This window comes from Paenibacillus sp. V4I3, assembly GCF_030817215.1.
Taxonomy (GTDB): Bacteria; Bacillota; Bacilli; order Paenibacillales; family NBRC-103111; genus Paenibacillus_E.
Window position 1 is genome coordinate 2,493,981 of sequence record NZ_JAUSZA010000001.1, and the last position, 25,455, is coordinate 2,519,435.

A 25,455-nucleotide genomic window follows, 5' to 3' on the forward strand; every position below is an offset into this window, starting at 1 on the left:
TCTCGTTTACTAATCCTCTCGCTCCCCTTTTCAAAATCATTTATATTCCAAGTCATTGTATTCATCGATACGATGAAAAAACCATCTTGGCTTTTGCTTATGAGGACTTCACTTGTGCAAATCTAAGGGGGAAAGTGTGTTGAGCAATCAACCCGTTCGGATATTACATCATATTAGTGATATGAATCGTGGAGAAGCGCAAAGCTTCATTATGAATGTGTATCGGCAAATGGATCGATCAAAGATTCAATTCGATTTCGTTGTCCACACACATAATCCTTCTGATTATGATGAAGAAATAAGAGCGTTCGGTGGAAGGATATTCATCCTGCAGAAGCCTAGAGCGGGCTGGATGGGTTACATATATGAGTTAAAGTCGACGATTCAACATCATGGTCCCTTCCATGCTTTGCATAGTCATACCTATGAGGCTAGTGCCTTAACTTTGTTAACATCAAGGCTGTTTGGCATTGATATTCGTATTGCGCATTGTCACAGCATAAGTGATTATACATACTCTTCCTCAACTACTAAGGTATCTCGATGGTTGAAGAGAAACATGATACGGCGGTTTGCCACGAATTGGGTAAGCAGCTCAATCACGGCAAGTCAGGTGCTATTCGGGTATCAATGGTCTCAAGATAAACGCGGCAGAATGGTGCGTAATGGGATAGATGTCGGTCGCTTTACAAGTGAATTACAAAAACACAGTACGCTCCGTGAGCAGCTGCATATTCCACCCGATGAGCCCCTTATTGGGCATATTGGACGGTTTAGCGCGGTTAAGAATCATAGGTTTCTTATTGAGATTTTTGAAGAGCTGCTGTATCGTGTGCCGAATGCGAGGCTTATTTTGGTGGGGGATGGTGCATTGCGGCCTCAGATTCTAGCACTGATCGAGCAAAAAGGGATCCAAAACCGCGTTCATCTATTAGGACTGCGAGACGATATTTCTGAGCTCCTTCAGGAATTTGATGTCATGGTCCTTCCTTCATTCAAAGATGGTTTACCCATGGTTTTGATTGAAGCGCAAGCCGCAGGAGTTCCTTGCGTGGTATCCGATGTTTTACCAGAAGAAGCGAATCTGAGAGCAGGTTTTTTCGCATTCGTGTGTTTGAAACAAGATATTGCTGTATGGGTGCAATGGTTAATGAAAGCGATTCGCAGCGTTCCTGTCCCGGTTGATGAGCGAATCCGAGCGATTCGACTAGCCGGCTATGATATTAAAGAGGTAGCTCTAGAATTAGAACACGTCTACGCAGCCCAATAGGAAATAGTGAGAGCCCTTATGTTGATGACATGAGGGTTCTTTCCTTATTTATAATTATTATTAAAAAGGATTGACTTTTGTTATTATTTATTTATAATAATTATTATCTGATATGGATTCTCATTGGGCAAGCAGTCAATATGGGCTGAAAGGAGTGCACAGCGATGTATGATGTCATTATTATTGGAGCTGGACCGGCGGGAGCCTCAGCTGCTATCTATACAGCAAGAGGAAATCTGAAGACACTCGTTATTGACAAGGCACCGAATACAGGAGCTTTGGCCATCACTCACAAAATTGCGAATTACCCGGGTGTAATTGGAGAGCTATCAGGTAAAGATTTGCTCGATACGATGCGGGAGCAAGCCAAAGGTTTTGGGGCGGAGTTCATCCAAACAACGATTACAGCTGTAGATGTGGAAGGCGATACGAAGTATGTATTTACGGCTGACGGTATCTATGAAGGCAAGTCGATCGTAATCGCGACGGGTTCCAAAGGACGCAACCGTATGCTGCCTGGGGAAGAAAGCTTGTTAGGGCGTGGCGTTAGTACATGTGCAACGTGTGATGGAGCCTTTTTCGATGGCAAAACGGTCGCTGTCATTGGTGATTCAGAGGAAGCCTTGGAAGAAGCACAAGCGTTAAGTAAATTTACGGATAAAATATACTTCATTGTTCCACGTCCTGAACTGCAGGGTGTTCACCACGTTCCAGAGCTGCCGGGTACAGACTTTCTTTACAAAGCCAAACCGCTTGAAGTGCTTGGAGACAAGCATGTAGAGGGACTTCGAATACGCACGAGTTCTGGTGCAGAGGAAGTACTCCATGTGGATGGTGTGTTTGTCTTCCTATCCGGCAGTAAGCCTGGCACAGATTTCCTTCAGGATCAGGTTCCGCTGGACGCGGATGGTTTTATGGTTCTGGATAGCTCGATGCAATCACCTATTGCAGGTGTATTCGGAGCTGGAGAAGTTAGACGCACACCGGTGAAGCAAGCGGTAGTTGCAGCTGCTGATGGAGCCATCGCTGCCATGGCGGTCGATAAATTTATTAATAAACGGGCTCAGCTGATCCCGCAATACAAATAATCTTATACCCCACAAGGAGATGAATTCCGATGTCTAATGTCATTGTTTATTCAAGTACAAATTGCCCTTATTGCCAACAGTTGAAAAAATATTTAACGGAACAAAATGTATCCTACGAAGAAAGAAACATTGATCTGAATGATCAATTCGGACAAGAGCTTCACGATTTAGGCTTGATGTCTTTGCCTGTAACGGTTATTGGCGAGCACAAAATTTTGGGTCTCAACGTTACCAAACTCAAAAAAGCTTTGGCTGAAATCGCAAGCTAATATCAGACAATATAAATAGATAGAGGAGAGCTAACCATGACACAATTAACCGTACAACCCTCACATTCTTTTGCTAAAATAGGGCTTCCTGCGCCTTCATTTTCATTGCTTTCGACGAAGAATATGGAAACCTTAGAAGAGAAAATAACGCTTGAAGAATATAGAGGAAAATGGCTTGTTTTCTTCTTCTGGCCATTCGACTTTACGTTCGTGTGTCCAACTGAAATTACAGCTTTCAGTGACAATTATGAGCAGTTCCTTGAACTGGATTGTGAAATTGTTGGGGCTTCTGTCGACAGTGTGTATACACATAGAGCTTGGACTCAAACGCCGCGCGACCAAAGCGGCATCGGACCTGTGAAGTTCCCGTTGGTCAGTGATTTCTCCAAAGAAACAGCACGCGCATATGGCGTGTTAGACGATGAAAGCGGCGCCGCGCATCGCGGATTGTTCATCATCGATCCAGAAGGCGTGCTGCGATACCAAGTGGTGACAGATATGAATGTTGGGCGCTCTGTAGATGAGACGCTGCGTGTGCTTCAAGCGCTTCAGGCTGGTGGACTTTGTCCAGCGAACTGGAAACCAGGCGATAAAACTCTATAAGCTGCGAAAGTAAACAAGCCTCAATCGACTCTCACTCGATTGGGGCTTTTGTGTGTATTCAAAGTCTGTTTTGAAGTATAATAGAAGAACTATATAGGTGAAGACAGAGGAGTTAGATGCATGATGCAGTCCTTATCGGACAAACTGTTTATGGGTTCTTTGATTTTACTCATGATTTCCATTGTTGTTAGCGGAATTGGATTTCAATTCGTGAATTGGCGCACACAAGTGACAGATGAGTTAGATGGGGAGACGCAAGAAAGCGGCTCTCGAAAGAAAGCCGTTATGGATCGGCAAGATAAGAGCTTGGGGCGTGTGCTGCGTTCCTACTTATTTTGGATCGCGATAGCAGGCATTCTAATATCCATTGGACTTTCTTGGTTTAGCTCTAAATAAAAATATAAGGCATATAGCCCTCGGGATGAGTGTTATACGCCTTTTTTGTATCCTATTTTAACCGGAATCATGATCTAAACAATTTCTTCTACGCAGGAGCTGCAGACCAGCTTGCCTTTGAAATAGGTCATATTCTCGAAATTACCGCAGAATACACAGGCTGGCATATACTTCTTAAGTGTAATGCGCTCCGGATCGACATAAACCTCGATCGCGTCACCGATATCGATATGAAGTGTTCGTCGCAGTTCAATCGGCAAAACAATCCGGCCTAACTCGTCTACTTTTCTCACTATTCCCGTCGATTTCATCTGAAAGCCTCCTATTTATTTGGTTAGACTTCGATCATGTATGTTGTATATTCAATTCCACATATAAACTTGAATTCCTTTTATTTACTTCAAACATTTTGGGGAATTTTCTGATAAATGCATGGAAGTGGACGACAAATAGAGGGCTTACACGTGTTTCAATGAACATGTGTAAGCCCTCTATATTTATTTTTTTTAACAGAGGGATCTAGTTGTTGTTCTCCTGTTGTTGATCTTTGGAGATTTGTTCTTTAAGCGCAGCATTCTTAATAACCAGCTGTTTGGATAATTCTACTTGCAAAAGGTTGATTTTATTAATTTCATCTTTTAATTTACTGAGTCGAGACATCTTGCTGCTTAAATCGCTGGGTGAAGAACTTATTTTTATATCCCTTTGTAATTGATTTATTTTTGAAAGTGCTTTTTCCTTTTTTTTCTGTTCGTCGATACTTCTTTGTTGAGTTTCAGTAATTTCTTTTTTTAATCGATTTATGATAGATAAAGTGAAACTTATAGCCATTCAAACACCTCTTAGCAGTTTAGTGTAGCTTCGACACCATTCTACACTAAATACATGGTTCATGCCAAAAGGGGATTAAAAAGAGGGGGAGTGAAGCGTGGCAGCAACGCTGAATCGTACGTGGAAGGAACTACTCAATCAGCTTTACATCAACAATGACTTCCAAATCTTGCTGACCGGCACCGCGATAGACGCCTTTGACGGGAACGATATCATTGTAGTCGCGGCCGTGTCCGAGCTTAATATAGCGCCAATTGACCTCACAGTTGTTCGTAGGGTCGTATCCGAACCAACCAGTTCCCGGGATCAGGCACTCAACCCATGCGTGTGAGGCTTGGGTGAATTCCGTGCTGCCTCCTTGTAGATCGCCAACAAAGTGATAACCGCTAACGTACCTAGCAGGAATCCCTTTATCCCGGCAAATGGCAATCATAAAATGAGAGTAGTCCTGGCAAACACCACGCTTAAATTGAAGCATTTCTCCAACGGTAGTCTGTACGGAAGTGGCTGAAGAATCATAGGTGAAGTCGCGATGAATTGTTGTATAGATCGTACGCAGTAATTCGTATAAACTTCTATCTTGATCTGAAATGGCATCTGAGTAAGCTTTGAGTTCAGGGGTCAAACCCGTATAACTGGTAGGCAGTAAGTACTCAGCGTGTTGATTCTGGAAGTCATCGCTAAGTCTCATCACTTTCTCCTCTAAGGGAGAAACGACGCCTGATGGGATGTTATCGTTGTCGTTCGTGACGACGGTGGACACCATTTTAATAGTTAGCTCGCGATGAAGTTTATTGACTGTAAAAGCATGTACGCGATTATGAAAGAAATCCGAGTACGTAAAGAAAGCTGAAGCAGGCTCCGTGGTGATGGCGTGGTGATAACAGGCTTGACGATTGTCAGTGAGAGGCGTTAAACGAACTTCATTGACACTGTCCTGCGCTGTATCGGTGTAGGAATAGCGTGTGATATGCGTAATCTCCAGCTTTTTCATGCGATGACCTCTTCCCGGGAGGGAAAAAAGACTTTTGACATCCTTAACCCCATCACGTTGCAGGATTCCCTCAGTGCACTTAAAGTCATTTCCAATTTGCCGGATAAAATATCATCTTCGTCCATGCAAGCAAGGTTAGCCTTTACTTTTCCCGCTAGCTTAGCGAGCCGGTGTACAGCAAGGCTTAAATCGGGGTCCTCCATTTGAATGCCCTGTAAGGAACGCTCCAGGGATTGGAAAGAGAAGCTAACCGAGCGTGGAAACGTTTCATGAAGCATCAGAAATTTAATAATGCTGCTTAGATTAACTATGTCTGCATGTTCTCTGCGATACGACTCATAACCGCTTACCGACTTCAATACGGACAGCATAAGCGGGTAAGAAGAGAACTCTTCCCTAGCGTAATCATGACATAACGATTGGAGTAAGCGCAGCAAGTTCTCAGCACGCTCCAAATATCTTCCGGCTTCCACGAAGTGCCATTCATTTTGACGCGGCATAACGGATATGGACGCCCCTTGAAACATAGACAAGGTGTCCCGAATGAAACGATAGAACAAATGAGGTGAATCGTTTGTGATATCACGTACTTCTTTTTCTTTTAGCCACAGATACAGGCCATTCATGATATCCCACAGCTCTGCGGGCATTTTCTCACGAATATTACGAAGGTTGGAGCGAGCATGGTTGGTGCAAGCGAGCAAAGAATTCGAATTATTTTTATCGAGTGTAATATACTGGAGGACATGCTGCTCGGTGAAGCTCCCGTACTGCTCAGTAAACGCGGCACGATCGCCAATCGTATCAATTAATCGGCTCCACGATTGATCACTGCTAGTCTCCTTCTCCTCGCGAATATGATAATACACGTCGATTAGTCTTGCGTGATTCTCCGTTCTTTCCGTATACCTGCCGATCCAGAATAAAGCTTCCGCTGTACGTCCCATCATCACCATGAACGCTTGCCTCCAATCAATATTTGTTTCTCTATGAATTAGTGACCCAAGTGTCCTTACATCCCCCGCCTTGCGAGGAGTTCACCACAAGTGAACCTTCTTTAAGCGCTACCCGAGTGAGTCCGCCAGGTATAACCTGAATGCTCTCGCCAGCGATGACGAAGGCCCGAAGATCGATATGCCGCGCAGTCATTTGGCCGTCCATCATGACAGGAGCTCTGGAAAGCTGGATCGTTGGTTGAGCGATATAACGATCAGGATTCGCTATAATTTTAAGCCGAAAATCAGCCAACTCACTCTCAGAGGCCGAAGGCCCAATGAGCATACCGTAACCACCGGAGAGCGATGTCTCTTTGACGACCATTTCATCTAGATGCTGCAGTACGTGATCAAGTTCTTCAGGTCTAGAAAGGATATAAGTAGGCACATTATTCAGGATAGGTTCTTCGTTCAAATAGTATCGAATCATGTCTGGAACATAGGCATAAATAGCTTTGTCGTCGGCCACGCCTGTTCCAGGGGCATTCACGATGTTAATATTACCCGCGCGATAGGCATTCATGATCCCCGCGACACCTAACATCGAGTTCGGATCAAAAGCGAGCGGATCCAAGAAATCGTCGTCGATTCTTCGATATAAGACATCGATTTGGCGGAGCCCCTTGATCCCGCGAATATATACCTTATGATCAATGACGACGAGATCGTGTCCTTCCACAAGCTGTATGCCCATTTGCTGCGCGAGGAACGTATGTTCGAAGTAGGCCGAATTGTAGCAACCTGGGGTCAGTAAGCCAATGACAGGATCGGATTTGCCCGAAGGGCTTAGCCTGCGCAATGCGGATAGAAACACATTTAAGCTGTGCTCAATATCTTGGATCGAATGGCTAAAAACGAGCTCAGGGAATAAGTGCGTCATGATGGAACGGCTTTTGTACAAATAGGAGAAGCCTGAAGGTGATCGCAGATTATCCTCCAGAACGAAATATTCGCCATGCTCATCGCGAATTAAATCAATACCTGATACCGTTACGTACACATCATTCGGGATGGATAATCGCATCATTTCAGGTCGGAAATAGCAGTTGGAAAGGACCATTTTCCTAGGGATAATACCTTCCTTTAAAATGCATTGGTCATGATAAATATCCTTGAGAAATAGATTAAGCGCCTTAACACGCTGCTGAAGCCCTCGTTCTAGCTTAAGCCATTCATCCCGTGGAATGATTCGTGGGATCGGATCGAAAGGGATGGTTCTTTCCAATGCTTCTGCTTGATCAGGGCTGTAGAGTGTAAACGTAATTCCTTCTTCCATCATGCGTTTCATGGTGGCCGTTTGGCGCTTGCTCAAATTTCCTGCCTTCATGGACATGAACTGAAGGAAAACATTTTGATAATGTGATCTTACCGAATACGAATTCACAAACATCTCATCAAAAAAAGGACGGGGATCATAGGGGGTGGTGACCAGATTCTCAGGTTTGGACATCGCAGCTCCTGGTTTCTTAGCTATGCATTCGGAAGCTACGTTAGGATATGGGTCCGAAGCAGAAACCAGGCCTCCTTTCTGATCTAAGTTCTTATTTTGCGTTAGGTAATATGACACGGATTAATGGAAAAATAATGATTTTTATTATATTGTAAATTTATCAGAAAATTATGTCAATATACATGACATATAAATTAACTGACAAGAAATGCACAAATAGATCAATTGTTTGAAAGTTTCAAGAATTTTCTGTTTTTATCTTGATTTACGTCGGAATCAGCTATAGAATGTCGAATAAGTACATGTTATATAAAGTCACACGCAAATTGTGAATATAGGGGGTTGGGGTATGTTTGATTGGCTTGGGTTTCGAAAAGGTCTGCCTTTGTGGTGGTCGTATCGTCTGAATCGTCACCTCAAGGAAGATGTGGAACATATCTTCGAAGGGATTGCGCATACGAGAATTGAAATTTTACGGAGCTGGGTAGAGTCCTATTGGTCCAATTTGGATCGACTGCACGAGCAGCTCTCTGATTCTGAGCCTGGACATACAGGTTTGATACAGGATAGTTCGATGGTACAACGGTTGCTGACAGCTGCATCAAAGAGCGGGGCTGATTTATCGGAGATCTTTATAGTGAATGAAAAAGCAGAAGTGATATACTCCACGTCCCCCACTCATGTTGGGAAATCATATGATTCAGGAAGTGATCTTACAAAAGGGCTAGAGGAAGCACGTAAAGGCAAGAAATGCTTATTCGGACCTTATTCCGATCCCCTTACATTAAAGCTAGGGCCAAGCACTTCACCGTTTCACGATGCTATGACACTTGCATTTATTACTCCTATAATGGTTAACGGAATATGGAAAGGGGCCATTTGCGGACGTGTCCCGAACGATGTGCTCGGCGATCTGATCCAGCGTGAATCAGGACATGTGTATCCGGACTCCGGAGATAATTATTTATTTATGGCGAAGCCTGTGTTAAATAAACAGATTGCCCCAGGTACAGCGTTATCTCGAAGCCGTTTTGAGGATCTTGCCTTTACCCATGGTGACAATTTAAAAGACGGCGTCCGCACAGATTACGGCATTGTCGGTGTAAAGGAGCATACGGAGCTTGAGCTCATTTTTACGGATCCGGCAACGGGACAGCTTCATCCGGGGGTTGCTGGGACGATTGCAAAGGGACATAATCTATTCGTAGAGTTTCCTGGTTATTCCGATTACCGGCATATTTCTGTTATTGGCAAAGGTGTTACCTTCCAGCTTCCGCACTGCCCGGATGTTTGGGGGATGATGTGTGAAGGCGATCTAGAGGAAGTATACCGGATTCGCAGTATCGACTGGAAATTGCTTAAGCTGCAGCTGCGGTTCATTGTAGGATATATACTACTCTCAGCAGGGGGCTTTTGGCTGCTGAATGGACAAGTTTCCAGTGCATGGGGATCAGTAATTATGGCTGCTGTAAGTCTTGTGTATGGAGGAATAGGCGCAAGCATAATAAGGCAAAAAGGCAGCAGGCCGATTGTAAGGCAGCTCGCGCAAATGAATAAGTTTATCCGTATTAATGCAGAGGGTAGCGGAGATTTGACACAGCGCCTGCAAGTACAGGAGTTCGCTGGTGATGAGACGCGGGAATTAGCGAAATGGATTAATAATATGATCGATTCCCTTGAGGGTATTATGCTGCAGGTGAAACAAGCCGCGGCTGAAGTTCAGCTCAGCCAGGAACGTATGAATGAATCGACGGGTTCAACGGAGCAATCGACTGGACGAATGAGCACCAAGATTCATGATATGATTCGTTCGCTGCGTGGTCAGCTCAAGGACCTCGATGTCGCGAAGGATGTAACGCAGGATATGAGCGGGACACTGCGCGAATTGGAAGAAAAGGCTTCGGGTCAAATTGCTGTGGCACAGGATGAAGTGGATCGTATTGGCGAAAAGATGAATCATATTTCGGCGAAAGTAGCTGAAACGAATCGTACCATTCAAACTTTTTTGCAAACGACGCAAGAAATTCCCAAGCTGCTTAAGGTCATCGAGGAGATTTCCGCTCAAACCAATCTGCTTTCCCTGAATGCTTCCATTGAAGCCGCGAGGGTAGGTGAACACGGGAAGGGATTTGCTGTCGTGGCCGGAGAGATTCGCAAGCTGGCTGAGTTGACCAAGAAGTCGACAATGGAAATCAATGACACCATTGAGCATATTGAACGTCATGCGAATGAAGCCTTCGTTTCGATGGAAGAAGGCACCAAGGTTGTTCTGGAGGGGACGCAAATTGTGGCGGCGGCGTCTGAAATTCTCAGCAGCGCGAACGCGCACGACACCATGAAGACACAGGTGGTGGATGAAGTGGTGGCGCTGATGGAGAAGGTAGCAGCAGTAAGCATGGAGAATCGCCAAATCTCGGCGGAGGTTGAGCGTACGGTGCAAGAGCTTCTGCAGGATATGCTTCACGTGCGCCAAACGACGGGAGATGTTGGCGCGATTACGGAATCGCTGCTCCTGCTTGTAAATCAATTTCATTTAACGGAGAGCCGCATTCGATAACGGTTTGTTTCTAAGACATTTCCTGCGCATGTTAGCTAACCCATCCTGCATACAATGATAATGCGGAATGGGTTAGCCTTTTTATGCTTACGAAGTAAGTTTTCTAACGAAAACTCGAAGGAGGATGTCTAATGAATGACCGTTTGAGCATTCGAACGAATAGGGAGTACATGATGGATCCCGGCTATTTTCCAATGCTCGTAGAGCGTCTGAAGGAGGAGCATGTGCAGATGCGCGAGCAGCTCTCCGAGATCCGAACGATGGCTGCTTCCTTGTACTCCCTCGAGGATTGCTCAATAGGAATGTGTAAGCTGATTGAACTCCAAGATCTGATACTTTCTCTTGTTGAAGAGCTGGAACAGCATTCGGAATGGGAAGAAAAAGAACTATTTCCTCTTCTGCAATCTTATTTACAACCAACAACAGCGCTGTCTGTCTCTCGTTCCATGACTGTTTTAGAGCAGGATCATGACTTGGCGAAAAGAGTTGTGCAGGCTTTCGTTGATGGTGTGAATGCGATGAAAGTACCGATAGATGAGGAGTTTTTACATTTGATGGCATCGGAACTAATGACAGCTTGCTTAATACTGCTCAAACATTTCACCTTAGAAGAGGAGCTTGTGTATCCGCTCACCGATCGTATTGTGGAACAATTAGCTTAAGTACATAAAAAAGGGTCTTCTCAAGTCATTTGACTTGTGGAGGACCCTTTTTTTGAAAGATAAAGTGGTGCGAGACGTTGATGGCCTCCTCAAGCTGCAAAACCCGCTAACTCGCCTTCTCTCAGTAGCTGAGCGGTCCTTTTCAGACGTCTCGCGCCACTTTCGCTGCATTCGGGCATCCGAGACAGCTTTTTCTACCTTCTCAGGACGCAAACCCGCTAACTCGCCTTCTCTCAGTAGCTGAGCGGTCCTTTTCTGTTCCTTAGTTTGTGTCTACTGTTTAGTCTAACTTCAATTTGTACAATTTAACGAATCGTCGTTCCTTTTATACTCGAATTCGGGCGTTTTCGGTAAAATGCGGACTCACGTTCCGCGAAAGTATCACCTTGCCTTGTAAAGCTGGCTACCGTAGTATTTGGTCAACAGTTGATAGAACAGAAATAGGGATGAGTAAGTTGTTGGGAAGTGCTATTGAAACGCTTAGCAACTAATACAAATAACCTAAGGCAGCGCCTTAGGTTATTTGTATTAGTTGGCATAAAGCTTATGCTTCAAGTGTACTCATCGTTTTCTCTTCGCATTCCTTCGAGCAGAAGCTATTATGCTTCTCTTCACAGGCTTCACAGCAGATGTGCTTCAAGTGGCAAGCATCGTTCGCACAGTTGATGTAGCGATCTTCTGCTGTTCCACAGTGGTAGCATTTGCCTACGACAATATCTTCGTCTGTCCTATTGATTGGGACTGAAATCCGCTCGTCGAAGACGTAGCATTTACCATCGAATAAGCGACCTTGAACATCTTCATCTTTCCCGTAGCTCACAATACCGCCATCCAGCTGATAAACCTCTTTGAAGCCTTCCTGTAAAAGGAAACCTGATAACTTCTCACAGCGAATACCGCCGGTACAATACGTGAGAATGGGTTTGTCCTTAAATTCCTGGAGGTTATTGCGAATCCATTCCGGGAATTCCTTCGTAGTCTCAACCTCTGGACGAATGGCGCCTCGGAAATGTCCGATATCGTACTCGTAATGGTTGCGTCCATCAAGGACAATGACATCTTCATGCTGGAGCTTCTCGTAGAATTCCTTTGGCTTCAGATGTGTGCCGGTTAGTTCGTTCGGATTCACGTCTTCTTCAAGTCGGAAAGTGACGAGTTCCTTTTTAGGACGAACAAATAACTTTTTGAAAGCATGCTGTTCACTTTCATCTATCTTGTAGATCATGTCTTTGAACAGTGGCATTTGACGCATCATCGCCATGTAAGCTTCGGTTTGCTGGGCCGTTCCTGAAAGCGTTCCGTTAATGCCTTCGGGAGCGATAAGGATACGGCCTTTAATTCCGAGCTTTTTGCAATAAGCCAAATGTTCCTGAGCTAAAGCTTCGTGATCTATGACGGTAACGAATTTATAATACAACAAAATGCGATATGGAGCGCCTTCTACTGTCATGATTAACTTAACCACCTATACGTATAAATTGCATGCTCAAACAGAAAAAAGCATAAACATATAGTGACATAAATCAGCGTATTTTTCAATCTAACAGCAATTTTTGGATGGAATGAAAAACTTCCTCCAGAGCAATGGCAACCGATAGAAGTTGGTTCTGTACCATGCTGGTAATTGTTACATCGAGCCCAGCGTTATGTTCTAACATTTCTTCAAGGGTAGTTGCCGCGGCGAATACCCGATTGGCTGACAGGTTGCTAGAAGAGCCGCGCAGCACATGGAGCAGACTTATGGCTTCGGCATAGTCCCCTTTATGAATCGCAATGGTTAATTGTGTAATAATAGGAGCGGATTGACTATAAAATTTTCGCAGCATTTCGTGATAGATCTCAGTTTTTCCGCCAAGCCGTCCGAGTGCTTCTTCCATATCCAGTCCAGGGACAGCCATCCTATTCTTATCGCTAAGAACAGCATCGACGGCTGCAAACAATCGGCTAGGAATGATAGGCTTAGAGATCACATCGTTCATACCAGCGCGAATACAATCTAAACGCTTCTCCAAAGTAGAGTCCGCGGTTAAAGCAATAATAGGAATGTGCATCCATTTAGGCTCAAGACGAATTCGTCTGGTAGTCTCAATGCCGTTTAGAACGGGCATATGGATATCCATTAATATCAAGTCATAACCATTATTCTCTAAGTCATTTAATGCTTCGAAGCCGTTGGAAGCCAATTGAACGTCACAATTCATACTGCTTTCCAGCAGCGATCGAGCGACCGTTTGATTAATTTCATTATCTTCGACTAGCAGAATGCGATGAAAGGATGTCATTGTTTCTGCTGTATGCAGGAATTCTGTCGTAGATAAGAGTTTCTCATCGGCATGGATGCCTGTTAGTGTTTGCAGCGTCTGGTACAGTACGATCCGTGAGATAGGTTTGACCAAAATTGCATGCGGAGCAGAGTGTGCGGGCAACTGCTCCAAGGCATCCCTGCCCGATAAAGTGGTGTAAATAATCGTTAAAATGTTCATTCGGGTGCATGCTTCAAGCATGCCTAGCCATACTTCCTCTCCGTACATATCGACAGCTTCCATATCAAGCAGGATCACATCTACGGGAATATCATCAATGGCATTCCTTGCTTCTTTCCAAGAATAAACACCGGCAGCTTCTGTACACATGGATTGAAGGGTACGAACAAGCACTTGGTTTAGACCAGGGTGATCTTCCACAATTAATGTGCGCAGCGGGAGGATTGACTGAGTCTTTATAGGTTGCAAGGACAACGAGAAAGGCAAGCTAATCCGGAATTCACTGCCGAGCTCTGGTTGACTTGACACCTCGATGGTGCCGCCCATATTCTCAATAATATTCTTAGAGATAACAAGACCGAGACCCGTTCCACCGAATTTTCGATTCGTTACTTCATCTGCTTGAACAAACGGCTGGAACAGCTTGGATAGGTGTTCTTCTTCCATCCCGATACCTGTATCGCTGACGGTAAAGCCAATTCTAACTTCTTCATCTTGGAGTTGTTCCACGTAAACACGCAGTGTGACTGTACCTTGCTCCGTAAATTTTATCGCGTTGCTAGTTAGATTTAGTAGAACTTGATACATGCGTAGTGAATCCCCAATGAGTCCTAGCGGCACATTGTCTCGGATATCACAAATAAAATCAACCGGCTTGTGGCCAAGCAGTACGCTAAGGGTTTCACAAACACGGTCAATGGTCTCATCCAACTGGAACGCATGATGTTCAATAGCTAGCTTGTCCACCTCGAGCTTCGAAAAGTCCAGAATGTCATTAATAATATTGGATAGAGACATCGAGGATCTCGCTATCTTACTTATATAATCCCTTTGAAGCGGAGACATGATTGTTCGCTCCATCAAGTAGGATAGTCCGACGATGCCATTAAGCGGTGTCCGAATTTCATGACTCATACGAGCCAGAAAAATCCCTTTAGCTAGATTAGCTTCGTCCGCTTCTTGTTTCGCTCGAATGAGCTCCTCTTTGGAATGTACTTGGTCCGTAATATCTCGCGTAATGGCTGAGAAATATCGCTCTCCCTTGTCTGCTGGACAATGGGGTACGATGATAACGGAAATGAATATTTGCCTTTGATCCTTCGTTAGGACCTCAGCTTCAAATTCCCAGAATCCTTCCCGAATGGCAATGTCCAGACCCTCTTCAATATTGATGTCATTCTGGATATCTACGTATTCACTAAAATGGTTGCCGACAGATTGCTGTTTATCTAATCCAATTGTGCTCTTGCCAGCTTGATTCATATAAAAAATATAGCCTTTCTCATCAAAGGAGAGAATGGAATCACGTGCGCTTTCTACAATCGTTAACAGCCTCTCCCTAGACTCATTGCTCTCCTTAATATCGCTAATGTCTCGAGCGATGAATACGAACCCTTTCAGCTCGCCATTCGGATGTGTAATGCTGCTGACGCTAACCTGAACGAAGAAACGAGTGCCATCTTTGTGATGCCAAGTCCATTCAGAATCCTCTTTTAGGTGATGTAATGTTCGGATCACTAGGGCTGTACAATCAGCTGGAACATATTCCCCAAGCTCTGACGAGTATTGCGCGGCTCTTTCAATCAGTTGTTCTTGATCCAACCACAGGAGGGGCGTTGCTTTCTTATGAACTTCTGCTAAAGAATAGCCAAGAAGCTGTACAGCTCTACTGTTGAGATGATTAACAGTAAAGGAAGGATCAGTCACGATCATGGCATATTGATTGTGATGAATAAAGGCTTCGAACGGCTCGAATAGCTCACGTAAGTTTTCTATCATTCCATTCACAGAATGGGCAAGAGCACCCAGCTCATCTTTGCTTTTGAAAATAAGCGGTTTTATGTAGAAATCACCCGCAGCGACTGATTCTGTGACATGGAGAATTTGCTTGATGCGTTTAATAATCAGTGTATTAGCAGTCAAGTAAATAAGGAAAAAGATGACCACGGCCGTCATCACAATTAATCCGATAGTCGACCAAAGCAAGGGGCTCGTGGGAGCTTCGAATGCTGAAACGGGCACGGAGTAAGCGAGGTACCAATCTAATTGAGGTACACGCGCATAAAACCACCGAGCTTTTTGTCCACCGTTATAAGATTCGTCCAGAAATCCTTCATTCGACTGTAACGCTTTTTGAAAGGCTGGCATAAGTGAAGGGTATTCTGTGAAAATATTAAGATTCAAAATTTGAGGTGGATCGGTATGATACAGAATGAGTCCCTCTTGGTTCACGATAAGTATTTCGCCCTTCTCCAAAGGGGTATGAAGATGCTCGAAAAAGGTTTGTTCCGCATCAAGAGAGATGTTTATGATACTCGTCACTTCGTTTTTCTCATTGAAGACAGGTGCGGTAATGGAAATGATGTAGGTACCGGTTAATTTACCGATTTCAGGATCAGAGATGAATGTTTTCCCTTTTAGAGCCTCTTGGAATTTTCGTTCCCCTGTTGCGTAAAGTGTTTGTCCAGTAGTGAGAGTCATATAGCCATTGAGATCTATAATTCCCATGGAATGATAGCGATTAGCGCCTGTTTTTAATTCTTGGGCCAAAAATTGGAGCTGCGCCTCAAGCGTCCCATGCTTCATAACATCTACCCGGCTTAATAGTTCCACTTCGGCCAAACGAATGGATAAGAAATCATAAAAATTTTGAGCGGAATTGGAAACGGAAGTTATCGATTGCTCTTTCATTTGGTGAATCAGTTTATCTCTCGAGAGCCGATAGTTTGTAATCCCTACGACTGTTAGCGAAATGCAAGTGATAAGAACAAGCAATGAGACAAGTTTGAAACGTAAAGATGATGACATGAGTAACCTCCGTGAAATTTCCAACTGTTAGCAAATCTAACAGTTTTATAATGTATGTAAGGTAAGATATTTAATGAATAAAGATTATGATGATTGCTTTGAGTATACATCATAGTTGGATCATTCATTCATTATTTGGGGGGAATTGGCACCTAGCTGCCTATTTATTTGGGTGAGCTGGAGGCTTTTCCATTTCACCATACTGAAAGCGTTTGCGTATACTATTGCATCTCGTAAAATAGGAGGTGGCAGCAGACGATGTATTTGAAAAACGTATTGTCCGCTTGTATGGGCCTTTGGTTTCTGGTGAGTCCCTGGGTGTTCGGCTTTGAAGCTCATACGAATGCACTTTACACGTGCGCGCTGCTTGGCAGCTTGCAGTTCGTAGGATCTCTGATGGCCCTTGGGAAAACCGGTAAAAAAGTTTGGCAAAATTGGCTTTGTTTTATTATTGGTGCTGTTTTCATTGTCGTTCCCAACGTGTATCATTTGGATTTACTGGCCTTTTTTTCATTTGTCGTGTTTGGCTTTATGACCATACTTGTCAATTATGCCAATCTATATGCCGATCATCAATGAAGTAGTCGAATGCGCAAACGTGAGATTGCCATGAGGTTGGTTTATACTAGTCATATAGTGATAGGTAGGAATGGGAGGATATATACCGGCATGTTAAGTTCATTAGAATTAATAAAAAGGTATCGGGCAGGGGACACCAATGCCGCAGATCAACCTAAATGGTTAACCTATATCGTTTCGGCGGAGGAGCGCATCGTTAACTTCGAGCGGATTCAGTCGATCCAGGAGCTGGCACAGGCGAACCCTGTGCTTGATTATGTTGAGCGGACATTACATATTTTGGACGGGCTAGCGTTGTCCTTTTGGAAGAAAGATTTACTAGAAGAGGTGTTGATCTGGTCTGAAGTAGCGAAGGGTGGGACTTCAAAAGACCGTTTCATGTGGCAAGACGCCGGTATTCATCTTTATGCCCATAACCTGGGTTCCGCGCAGCTGTATAAGCTTGATATAGGAAATCCAAGCGCTCAGTCAACTGTCATACATACGTTAATCTACACGCATGGGCTAATTGGTCAAACAATCCGTGGCGAAGTTCCGCTTAGAGAACATGCACCGTTAATTCGTTTGATGAAGGATAACTTGCTTTCAGCTGATGAATTAAGAGGCTTGCTCTTGCCGCTGAATCAATGCATTATTGCAGGTGTGTCAGAAGAACTCTGGCAATCCGTTCGTGCTCAAGTAGAATCATTAATAGAGCAGATCGTATCCGATTCTCTGGAAAAAGAGCCTGCTATAAAGGATCGCCTTGCCAGACTACGGGGAAACACGATTCAAAAGGGAGAAAACTTTGATGCCGAATATGGGAAGCTGCTGGATGAAGTTCCATTAGATGCATTGACATTATTTATGGATGGTAGAACTCTGTGGTTTGTAGAAGCGGCCCTGCAAGAATTCTCTTTGGAGCAGTTGGTGAAAGTATTCCTGATTATCCAGTTTTCAAGTGGACAAGCGGATTCCATTCAACACATTAGCTTCGAACCTTTGATGAATACGATGTATTACGATTACAAGGGCAGCAAAAAGGTAAACGTGTATAAGAAGAGGATGATTGAGAAATATTTGAGTGAGCTTGCTTGGGATGATTTGGTGAAGGATCCGTTGGAATTATCTCCAAAGTTCAAACCGGATGATAAGTGGAGCAATGCCCATCTGAAGCACCTCATTGATCGAAAGCTGCAGCTCCCGGACACGATATTCTTTACCTTCCAATTTTCTCCTGCAGCTGAGAAGCTGATTGAGTTTTGTGTGGAAGCAGAGAAATCTCCCCTCTATGAAAAGGCCGTTCTGCTTCTGTTCGATCTGTTCGAATTGCGCAGAGATGCCTATGACCGTTTTCATAACGAGGAAGAATACTTAGCCACGATGAACCAAACGGCTGACTATAAGAAGATGATGCTGGATTACGTTGTTGGGAAGCGGGTTGTTGATATAGGACCTGGCGGCGGGGTTATGCTGGATCTCATTGAGCAGTATTTGCCGGACAAGCATCCGATTGGGATTGACATTTCGTCGAATGTGATTGAAGCGCTGGAACGCAAAAAGCAGCTGGAGGGGCATCGGTGGGACGTTATGAAGGGGGATGCACTTGATCTCAAGCAGTATGTAGAGCCGGGCTCAATCGACACTGTTATTTTCTCATCGATCCTGCACGAATTATATTCTTACATCCCTTTTGCGGGAAAGAAATTCAACCATGCTACGGTTGCTGCTGCGCTGCGAAGCGCTTTCGATGTTCTCGCACCTGGAGGCCGAATCGTTATCCGCGATGGTATTATGACGGAACCTGCTGAGCAGAAACGGACCATTCAATTTCTGCAAGAAGGGGCGATGGCTTTGCTGCAGCGGTATGCGAAGGATTTCGCTGGGCGAACGATTCAGTATGAGGTCGTAGCTAAGGATAAGGTCATTATGCCTGTGAATGATGCGATGGAATTCCTTTATACATATACGTGGGGTGAAGAAGCTTATGTGCATGAAGTACAGGAGCAATTCGGTTACTTTACCCCAAGCGAGTTTACTGCGTTCATCCTGGATACATTAGGTAATGAGGCCGAAATCGTGGAGAGCAAACACTTCCTCCAGGAAGGGTATACGGACGCGTTGGCGGATAAAGTAAGGATCATGGATCAAGATGGAAACGTGGTTCCGCTGCCGGATAGCACGTGTTTGATTGTGATAGAGAAGTAAGCAGCTAACCCACCGTCAAATTCCTATTGCAAAAGAATTTTAAGTATGTCATAATGAAATTATCAAATTGACAATATAGAGAGAATTGTAATTAAGCAGGTGATCTAATGAACATGCCAATAGAGAATGAAAGCAACTACCAAGCAAGTAAATACCGCACACCTGACGGCGCGCCTACGGATATCGTCATCTTTACGATTACCTCAGAAGGAAAAGGATCCGTGAAGAAGTCACTTCCTACTCGGGAGCTGCAAGTGTTATTGATTCAAAGAAAGCAATGGCCGTTCGAAGGCCAGTGGGCACTCCCGGGTGGGTTCTCGATGGAAACCGAAACGATTCAAGAGAGCGCCCGGCGCGAGCTAACGGAGGAGACGGGGGTTTCGGACGTACACATTGAATATTTCAATGTGTATAGTACTCCGCAGCGCGATCCTCGGGGGTGGATGATCTCCCACGCGTTCTTCGCGCTCGTGCACGAACGCCATCTTGAGAAGCGTCAAGCCGCTGATGATGCAGCTGATGTTCGCCTTTTCCCTATTGATGAGGCGCTGGCGATGGATCTCGCTTTTGATCATGAAATCATTATTAAAGATGCTCTTGCTCAAATTCAGCAGAAGATGCTGACGACGACGATTGCCAGAGAGTTCCTGTCCGAAGAATTCACGATGAGTGAGCTGTATCAAGTCATTCAAACGGTCGTTCCGACGTTCATGGAACGGAATTTCATTCGTAAAATTACATCGACCCAAAGTCGCAAAGGGATTATCGAGGAAGTACTGGATCATAACGGACAGGGCAAAATGTCTAACCGTTACTCCCAGCGAGCTGCTCAGTTGTACCGATTTACCGATTATGTGCCTCAGCTGTCTATTTACAGCTAGGCCTCTCTTTTCTGTTTTGATATTGTCTTAATAATACTATCAATTATACTGAATGAAGGAGTGTTTAGAATGAGAGCTCTTATAATCATTGATTATACGGTGGATTTTGTTGTTGGGAAGCTTCCTTGTGGGGAACCAGGTGTTGCTATTGAAGCGCGAATATGTGAAATTACAGAGCAATTTTTGGCCCAGCAGGACTTTGTGGTCATGGCGGTAGATCTCCACGATGAACAAGACCCTTTCCATCCAGAGACGAAGTTGTTTCCTCCGCATAATATTCGAGGCACAGCGGGGCGCGATTTATATGGCCAGTTGAAAATCGTACATGAGCATAATAAGAACGAGATTTATTGGATGGACAAAACAAGATACAGCGCCTTCTGCGGCACCGAGCTGGAGCTTAATTTAAGGGCAAGAGGAATTCATGAGCTGCATTTGGTTGGTGTTTGCACGGATATTTGTGTCCTTCATACAGCGGTGGATGCTTACAACAAAAGCTTCGAAATTGTTGTTCATGAGGATGCAGTTGCTAGTTTTAATCAAACGGGCCATGAATGGGCCTTGCAGCATTTTCAAGGTACACTTGGGGCGAAAGTTGTTCGTGGTTAAAACAGTAGCTGCGATGGCAGATGAGGTATGAATCGGACAGAAATCACGGAGAATGAGGAGATGGTGAAAATGCGGAATCTTAAGCAAGAAGCGATTCAAGCTTCATTATTTGTGCAGGGGAACATCGACGTGACTTACGAAATCGATCGCCGATTAAAATTCCTCAAGGCGTATCTGGTTCATACAGGAGCCATAGGCTACGTGCTTGGGCTTTCTGGAGGTCAAGACTCCACATTAACAGGTAAGCTGGCCCAAATAGCTATCCATGAGCTGAATACAGAAAGCGGCGCTGAAACCTATCAATTCATAGCTATAAGGTTGCCTTACGGTATCCAGAAAGATGAAGATGATGCACAGGCTGCAATTCGTTTTATTGGGCCTAGCCGTGTCGTAACGGTTAACATACAATCGGCAGTGGATGCGTCCGTACGGCAATTTGCCGAAGCTACGGGTGAGGTCCTGAGTGATTTTCACAAAGGAAATGTGAAGGCTCGTGAGCGTATGAAGGTGCAGTATGATTTGGCCGCGCACTATCAATTGCTTGTTTTGGGGACGGATCATGCGGCTGAGGCGATTACCGGATTTTTCACGAAACATGGGGATGGTGCATGCGATGTCGCTCCGATCTATGGTCTTAATAAGCGGCAAGGCAAGCTGCTGCTCGAGCAGTTGGGTTGCCCTGAACATTTGTATTTGAAAAAGCCTACGGCAGATTTGGAAGATTTAAAACCAGGTCATCCGGATGAAGAAGCACTCGGACTCACTTACGATCAGTTGGATGACTACTTGGAAGGAAGCCCCCTGCTCGCTTCTGCTGCGCAGAAGATTGAGGAGCGCTACGCTGTTACCGAACATAAACGCAGGGGTCCAGTAACGTGCTATGACAATTGGTGGAAAGGATGAATCCTATGAAATACGACAACTTGACGCTGCACACAGACAAATACCAAATTAATATGATGTACGCGCATTGGCTGCAGGGTACTTATCAGCAGAAAGCTGTTTTCGAAGTATACTTCCGTAAGCTGCCTTTCGGGAGCGGATATGCGGTCTTCGCTGGTTTAGAGCGGGTGATTCATTACATTCAGAATCTGCATTTTGGCGATGAGGAGATCGCCTACTTGCGGACACAGGAAGAGAATTATCGGGAAGATTTCCTAGAGGCGCTGCGCGCATTTAAATTCGGTGGAGACTTGCAGGCTGTCCCGGAAGGTACACTTGTCTTCCCGAATGAGCCGCTCGTACGCGTAGTGGCAAGCATATTCGAGGCGCAGCTGGTTGAGACGGCGATCCTCAACTTCGTGAACTATCAAACGCTTGTCGCGACAAAAGCATCGCGGATCAAACAAGTTGCCCCGCGCGATGTGCTGCTGGAGTTCGGCACAAGACGCGCCCAAGAGGCTGACGCCGCCATCTGGGGCGCAAGAGCGGCCTATGTCGCAGGGTTTCATGCGACATCCAACCTCCGAGCCGGGATGCTGTTCGGTATCCCGACCAAAGGCACGCATGCTCACGCATGGGTGCAGGCCCACGACACGGAAGAGGAAGCCTTCCGTGCTTATGCTGAGGCGCTGCCGGAGCAAGTGACGCTGCTCGTTGATACGTACGATACGCTGCGCAGCGGCGTACCGAACGCGATCAAGACGGCGCGTCTGCTGCAGAGCCACGGAAAGAGCATGAACGCCATTCGCCTGGATAGCGGCGATTTGGCGTATTTATCCCAGCAGGCTAGGCGTATGCTGGATGAAGCGGGCTTTCCCGAGGTGAGGATCGTCGCATCGAATGATCTGGATGAGAACATCATCGAGGGGCTGAAAGCCCAAGATGCGAAGATCGACGTCTGGGGCGTCGGCACCCAGCTCATTACTGCAGCCGATCAACCTGCGCTGGGCGGGGTTTACAAGCTGGTGGCTCGCGAGAAGAACGGCGAATTCGTGCCGGTTATTAAGATCTCGGGCAATCCCGAGAAAGTAACCAATCCGGGCTTCAAGGAAGCTTACCGGATCATAAACAAGAAGACAGGCAAAGCGGAAGCTGACTATTTGGCACTTCAGCATGAAGTCGATATCAAGAAGGGTGAACGAATCAAGCTGTTCGACCCCATCCACCCTTATATCTACAAATTTATTGATGACTATGAAGCAATTCCACTGCTCCACCCTATCTTTCTCCAAGGGAAGCTTGTCTATGAGGAGCCCACATTGGATGAAATTCGAGATTATCATGCGCAGCAGCTGCAGTCATTTTGGCCGCAGTATTTGCGTAAGCTTAATCCGGAAGTTTATCGTGTGAATTTAAGCGCGGCACTGTGGAAGCTGAAAATGGATTTAATTCATGAGCATCAAGATTAGATTGCACATGGTTGTGGTCCGCCCTTTTCGTTCAATTCAACAACGCAATCATCTGATACACCTCGCGATGATCGCCGGGGAGCAAGTAATTGGCGACTTTGAGCTGGGAGGAACCATCGCCATCAAGGAACAGCCCATCTACAAGCTGTCCATTTCCAACCTGCTCTTGAACAGCTGTGCGGAACTGCTCTCCGGTGCATGGCGTTGGAGCCACGACTAGATAAACGTTGTTATTCCTGTCGTAGACGATACCTGATCGCATGCGCTTCTCATTAATGAGAGGCATCTCTTCCGCTATCGCTTGGTCCACCCATCCGTCTGGATTCGTAAGTCCCATGCTCACGCCTCCCTGCGCCCAATAATGAGCGCGATCCATTACCTTCAGCTCGTCCGCATGTTCAACGACTTGAATGGTGAAGGTTTGAGCCTTCTCATCCCATACGAGCGTTCCCCGCTTGCGGTCAATATTGAACCAGCCAGAGCCGTAATCGCCAGGTTCTCCTTTGACGGGACGATCATTAATGACAGCGATGCTAAGGAGATTGCCCTGCCAGAAAAACCCGCCGTTAATCCCATTTTCCGGCCTTTCTGTCACATTGCCTGTAATTGCCTTCAGCCCAATGTTCCGTGGTGGAGTCCGAATACTATGAAGCGTAACACCGTTACTAGCTTGGTTGATGCTATATTCGGAAACAGGGAGGTTTGGCGGTGGCTTCACCTTTACATGAGTTCCCCAGATGATGGTCCATATCAAACTAGTTATCATAATAAGGAGATAGATGAGTAGGTGGGCTGCATTCATTTTTACAAGTCGTAACATGTACATGGGGCAACTCCTATTCTCTTAAATCAGATCCTTTCTATGAGTCTATGGAATTAAATTTCGAATTATGCTTGTAAATAAAAAAACAGTTGAGCGGGAGGATCAGATCCCGTTCAACTGTTTTTTTATTTAAAATCGCCTAGTAAATAATTGTAGAAGGGTTCGTCCACCCAGAACTTGTAGGAGTCGACGTTCATGCTGGCGTTGATTTTCTTTAAACCAGTAACGACATCGTCAGATTTATCGCTGAGGGAGAAGGACTGGGCATAATAATGGCCTTTACTGACTTTATTATTAGCAATTACTTTGTAGTCTTTCACATCGGTTAATGAATAGTAGAGTGGCTGCCACCAGGAAGAATAAATGAGTCCTGTCTCGTCTTTACTGTTCTTTTTAGCATATTGGAAAATGACCTGCTGGAACTTGTTCTTTTGCTCGGCGTTCTCGAATTCGAACTCAATGTCGTATTCCTTGGCGTACGCTATGAAATTGCCGTTCTCGATTTGGACGACTTGATAATCGTCGGATTGTGTCGGCTCGCCCCATTCCTTCAGATAGATGAAGGCAGACGTTTTGGGCTCCAGCTGTACTTTCGCCTGGATGTTCTCGCTGCGCAGCAGTCCGATTAACTGAATCGCATGCGTAATGTCAGAATGTCCATAGGTGAGAGAGAGCTTTGGATCAAAGTTCGCATCGAAACGAGAATCTTTCAAGTTGTAGCCGGTAACTAGATTCTTTTTCAAGGCTTCATCGAAGACAGCACGCAATTCAGTTGATGAAATAAGATCCTCCGTACGCCAGGTATCATTAATTTTGCGGAAAATATCATCATCGGAAGTCGTTCCAATATAGTGCTTGTATTGTCCTTGGAAAGTAAGAATCTTACCAAGCAGTTCGTTCGCAAAGCTTTCGCCAGCCGGAGCATCCGCTTCGAAATCGGAGGAGACGAGGCCAGTATCAATAGCGGCGGCCAGTTCCTGGGCGGCTTGAAGCGTAAGTTGATTGTTTTGATCGTAGTCAATATGTACTTTAGCCAGAGCGGCTTTGATTTTATCCTTGGGGTAGGTATATGCGAGTTCTTTCAAGCCGGAGGCTTTTAATGCTATGAAAGTCGCCTGCAGCTGGGTAAGCGGCTGATCCCCTAGCAGCTTGCCTTCTGATAGAATGCCTTTTTCGTGCAAAGCAAGCGCTGCTTTGTAATAAGGACTGTCCTTTTGCAGGTCTGTAAATACATTGGTCTGATCTTTCGCTTCCGCTTTCAAGATGTGGTCAACTGCGATAATGAAATCGCCCTTTGACAAGGAATCTGACAAGCTGATGGTATACTGGTTTTTCAAAAACTGTTTGTATGCGAGTGCGGAATCACTCGCTTCAGCGGCCGTGCTTAATGTGCTCACAGAGGTGAAGAGGACGGCTGTTAATACGGCTATTTGCAAGGACTTGCGGGATTTCAATGGTTTCATAAGAATAAAACACCTCCGAATTTTTTAATTCACATAGGAATAGTATGGTTTATTGAAATATATCAGTTACGCCTATAGGTGTCAATAAATAATGGTTGCCGTTTTTATTCTTGACATGACTTATGGAATCCACTACTATCAGTCTTAGTTGAAAAG

Annotated in this window: 22 protein-coding genes; 13 read left to right on the plus strand and 9 right to left on the minus strand. The window is 45.1% G+C overall.

The annotated features are described in order from the left end of the window. Window positions 1–139 precede the first annotated feature (139 nt). From QFZ77_RS11545 to QFZ77_RS11565, 5 genes are all read left to right on the plus strand, one after another. Entirely contained in the window at window positions 140–1,270 is a 1,131-nt protein-coding gene (locus QFZ77_RS11545; protein WP_307439546.1) for a glycosyltransferase, read from the plus strand. A gap of 164 nt (window positions 1,271–1,434) precedes the next feature. Next, window positions 1,435–2,358: an NAD(P)/FAD-dependent oxidoreductase gene (locus QFZ77_RS11550; protein ID WP_307439548.1), complete on the plus strand. Its 924-nt coding sequence runs from the start codon at window positions 1,435–1,437 to the stop codon at window positions 2,356–2,358. 29 nt (window positions 2,359–2,387) lie between these two features. After that, window positions 2,388–2,627, plus strand: coding sequence for a glutaredoxin family protein (locus QFZ77_RS11555; protein ID WP_029196850.1), 240 nt, complete (start codon window positions 2,388–2,390; stop codon window positions 2,625–2,627). 36 nt (window positions 2,628–2,663) lie between these two features. Continuing rightward, the gene (locus QFZ77_RS11560; protein WP_307439550.1) at window positions 2,664–3,230 is read left to right on the plus strand and encodes a peroxiredoxin; all 567 of its coding nucleotides are present in this window, start codon (window positions 2,664–2,666) and stop codon (window positions 3,228–3,230) included. Between the two features lie 120 nt (window positions 3,231–3,350). Further along, window positions 3,351–3,626: a hypothetical protein gene (locus tag QFZ77_RS11565; RefSeq protein WP_307439553.1), complete on the plus strand. Its 276-nt coding sequence runs from the start codon at window positions 3,351–3,353 to the stop codon at window positions 3,624–3,626. Between the two features lie 74 nt (window positions 3,627–3,700). Here the strand turns inward: QFZ77_RS11565 and QFZ77_RS11570 are convergent, their stop codons facing one another. The 5 genes from QFZ77_RS11570 to QFZ77_RS11590 form a co-directional block, all read right to left on the minus strand. Continuing rightward, on the minus strand, window positions 3,701–3,937 hold the full coding sequence (locus QFZ77_RS11570; protein WP_047677188.1) for an AbrB/MazE/SpoVT family DNA-binding domain-containing protein: 237 nt from the start codon (window positions 3,935–3,937) through the stop codon (window positions 3,701–3,703). Window positions 3,938–4,145: 208 nt separating this feature from the next. Beyond that, complete coding sequence (locus tag QFZ77_RS11575) at window positions 4,146–4,457, minus strand: hypothetical protein (protein WP_307439555.1); 312 nt, start codon at window positions 4,455–4,457, stop codon at window positions 4,146–4,148. 130 nt (window positions 4,458–4,587) lie between these two features. Next, window positions 4,588–5,451, minus strand: coding sequence for a transglutaminase family protein (locus QFZ77_RS11580; protein WP_307439557.1), 864 nt, complete (start codon window positions 5,449–5,451; stop codon window positions 4,588–4,590). Next, window positions 5,448–6,407, minus strand: coding sequence for an alpha-E domain-containing protein (locus tag QFZ77_RS11585; protein ID WP_307439559.1), 960 nt, complete (start codon window positions 6,405–6,407; stop codon window positions 5,448–5,450). The genes QFZ77_RS11580 and QFZ77_RS11585 overlap by 4 nt, the downstream gene beginning before the upstream one ends. A 31-nt stretch (window positions 6,408–6,438) precedes the next feature. Continuing rightward, window positions 6,439–7,896, minus strand: a complete 1,458-nt coding sequence (locus tag QFZ77_RS11590; protein ID WP_307439561.1) for a circularly permuted type 2 ATP-grasp protein — start codon at window positions 7,894–7,896, stop codon at window positions 6,439–6,441. 349 nt (window positions 7,897–8,245) lie between these two features. Here QFZ77_RS11590 and QFZ77_RS11595 point away from each other — a divergent pair, with 349 nt between their 5' ends. Both QFZ77_RS11595 and QFZ77_RS11600 read left to right on the plus strand, forming a co-directional pair. Next, entirely contained in the window at window positions 8,246–10,453 is a 2,208-nt protein-coding gene (locus QFZ77_RS11595) for a methyl-accepting chemotaxis protein (RefSeq protein ID WP_307439563.1), read from the plus strand. 131 nt (window positions 10,454–10,584) lie between these two features. Then, window positions 10,585–11,115 (plus strand): hemerythrin domain-containing protein, encoded by a 531-nt coding sequence (locus tag QFZ77_RS11600; protein ID WP_057307139.1) that lies wholly within the window; start codon window positions 10,585–10,587, stop codon window positions 11,113–11,115. A gap of 544 nt (window positions 11,116–11,659) precedes the next feature. Here QFZ77_RS11600 and trhO read toward each other — a convergent pair. Together trhO and QFZ77_RS11610 are read right to left on the minus strand one after the other, a co-directional pair. After that, window positions 11,660–12,565, minus strand: coding sequence for an oxygen-dependent tRNA uridine(34) hydroxylase TrhO (trhO, locus tag QFZ77_RS11605; protein ID WP_307439568.1), 906 nt, complete (start codon window positions 12,563–12,565; stop codon window positions 11,660–11,662). Between the two features lie 85 nt (window positions 12,566–12,650). Continuing rightward, the gene (locus QFZ77_RS11610; protein WP_307439570.1) at window positions 12,651–16,406 is read right to left on the minus strand and encodes a response regulator; all 3,756 of its coding nucleotides are present in this window, start codon (window positions 16,404–16,406) and stop codon (window positions 12,651–12,653) included. A gap of 258 nt (window positions 16,407–16,664) precedes the next feature. Between QFZ77_RS11610 and QFZ77_RS11615 the strand changes: the two genes are divergently transcribed. From QFZ77_RS11615 to QFZ77_RS11640, 6 genes are all read left to right on the plus strand, one after another. Further along, a complete protein-coding gene (locus QFZ77_RS11615) occupies window positions 16,665–16,985 on the plus strand; it encodes an SPW repeat domain-containing protein (RefSeq protein ID WP_307439572.1) in 321 nt (106 codons plus the stop codon). A 90-nt stretch (window positions 16,986–17,075) separates the two neighbouring features. Beyond that, window positions 17,076–19,172, plus strand: a complete 2,097-nt coding sequence (locus QFZ77_RS11620) for a class I SAM-dependent methyltransferase (RefSeq protein WP_307439574.1) — start codon at window positions 17,076–17,078, stop codon at window positions 19,170–19,172. Window positions 19,173–19,285: 113 nt separating this feature from the next. Beyond that, on the plus strand, window positions 19,286–20,053 hold the full coding sequence (locus QFZ77_RS11625) for an NUDIX domain-containing protein (protein WP_373462733.1): 768 nt from the start codon (window positions 19,286–19,288) through the stop codon (window positions 20,051–20,053). Window positions 20,054–20,122: 69 nt separating this feature from the next. Next, window positions 20,123–20,662: a cysteine hydrolase family protein gene (locus QFZ77_RS11630; protein ID WP_307439577.1), complete on the plus strand. Its 540-nt coding sequence runs from the start codon at window positions 20,123–20,125 to the stop codon at window positions 20,660–20,662. 69 nt (window positions 20,663–20,731) lie between these two features. Beyond that, on the plus strand, window positions 20,732–21,565 hold the full coding sequence (nadE, locus tag QFZ77_RS11635) for an ammonia-dependent NAD(+) synthetase (protein WP_307439579.1): 834 nt from the start codon (window positions 20,732–20,734) through the stop codon (window positions 21,563–21,565). Between the two features lie 5 nt (window positions 21,566–21,570). Further along, on the plus strand, window positions 21,571–23,013 hold the full coding sequence (locus tag QFZ77_RS11640; RefSeq protein WP_307439582.1) for a nicotinate phosphoribosyltransferase: 1,443 nt from the start codon (window positions 21,571–21,573) through the stop codon (window positions 23,011–23,013). Between the two features lie 31 nt (window positions 23,014–23,044). On the opposite strand, the gene QFZ77_RS11645 is transcribed toward QFZ77_RS11640, so the two are convergent. Continuing rightward, window positions 23,045–23,839 carry a hypothetical protein gene (locus tag QFZ77_RS11645; protein ID WP_307439583.1) on the minus strand — a complete coding sequence of 265 codons (795 nt, stop codon included), beginning with the start codon at window positions 23,837–23,839 and terminating at the stop codon, window positions 23,045–23,047. Between the two features lie 122 nt (window positions 23,840–23,961). Continuing rightward, entirely contained in the window at window positions 23,962–25,299 is a 1,338-nt protein-coding gene (locus QFZ77_RS11650; protein WP_307439586.1) for a hypothetical protein, read from the minus strand. Between the last annotated feature and the right edge of the window lie 156 nt (window positions 25,300–25,455).

Coding starts and splice junctions, on each gene's coding strand:
- QFZ77_RS11550 (WP_307439548.1), top strand. CDS start 1,435: ATGTATGATGTCATTATTATTGGAGCTGGACCGGCGGGAGCCTCAGCT.
- QFZ77_RS11555 (WP_029196850.1), top strand. CDS start 2,388: ATGTCTAATGTCATTGTTTATTCAAGTACAAATTGCCCTTATTGCCAA.
- QFZ77_RS11560 (WP_307439550.1), top strand. CDS start 2,664: ATGACACAATTAACCGTACAACCCTCACATTCTTTTGCTAAAATAGGG.
- QFZ77_RS11565 (WP_307439553.1), top strand. CDS start 3,351: ATGATGCAGTCCTTATCGGACAAACTGTTTATGGGTTCTTTGATTTTA.
- QFZ77_RS11570 (WP_047677188.1), bottom strand. CDS start 3,937: ATGAAATCGACGGGAATAGTGAGAAAAGTAGACGAGTTAGGCCGGATT.
- QFZ77_RS11575 (WP_307439555.1), bottom strand. CDS start 4,457: ATGGCTATAAGTTTCACTTTATCTATCATAAATCGATTAAAAAAAGAA.
- QFZ77_RS11580 (WP_307439557.1), bottom strand. CDS start 5,451: ATGAAAAAGCTGGAGATTACGCATATCACACGCTATTCCTACACCGAT.
- QFZ77_RS11585 (WP_307439559.1), bottom strand. CDS start 6,407: ATGGTGATGATGGGACGTACAGCGGAAGCTTTATTCTGGATCGGCAGG.
- QFZ77_RS11590 (WP_307439561.1), bottom strand. CDS start 7,896: ATGTCCAAACCTGAGAATCTGGTCACCACCCCCTATGATCCCCGTCCT.
- QFZ77_RS11595 (WP_307439563.1), top strand. CDS start 8,246: ATGTTTGATTGGCTTGGGTTTCGAAAAGGTCTGCCTTTGTGGTGGTCG.
- QFZ77_RS11600 (WP_057307139.1), top strand. CDS start 10,585: ATGAATGACCGTTTGAGCATTCGAACGAATAGGGAGTACATGATGGAT.
- trhO (WP_307439568.1), bottom strand. CDS start 12,565: ATGACAGTAGAAGGCGCTCCATATCGCATTTTGTTGTATTATAAATTC.
- QFZ77_RS11610 (WP_307439570.1), bottom strand. CDS start 16,406: ATGTCATCATCTTTACGTTTCAAACTTGTCTCATTGCTTGTTCTTATC.
- QFZ77_RS11615 (WP_307439572.1), top strand. CDS start 16,665: ATGTATTTGAAAAACGTATTGTCCGCTTGTATGGGCCTTTGGTTTCTG.
- QFZ77_RS11620 (WP_307439574.1), top strand. CDS start 17,076: ATGTTAAGTTCATTAGAATTAATAAAAAGGTATCGGGCAGGGGACACC.
- QFZ77_RS11625 (WP_373462733.1), top strand. CDS start 19,286: ATGCCAATAGAGAATGAAAGCAACTACCAAGCAAGTAAATACCGCACA.
- QFZ77_RS11630 (WP_307439577.1), top strand. CDS start 20,123: ATGAGAGCTCTTATAATCATTGATTATACGGTGGATTTTGTTGTTGGG.
- nadE (WP_307439579.1), top strand. CDS start 20,732: ATGCGGAATCTTAAGCAAGAAGCGATTCAAGCTTCATTATTTGTGCAG.
- QFZ77_RS11640 (WP_307439582.1), top strand. CDS start 21,571: ATGAAATACGACAACTTGACGCTGCACACAGACAAATACCAAATTAAT.
- QFZ77_RS11645 (WP_307439583.1), bottom strand. CDS start 23,839: ATGTACATGTTACGACTTGTAAAAATGAATGCAGCCCACCTACTCATC.
- QFZ77_RS11650 (WP_307439586.1), bottom strand. CDS start 25,299: ATGAAACCATTGAAATCCCGCAAGTCCTTGCAAATAGCCGTATTAACA.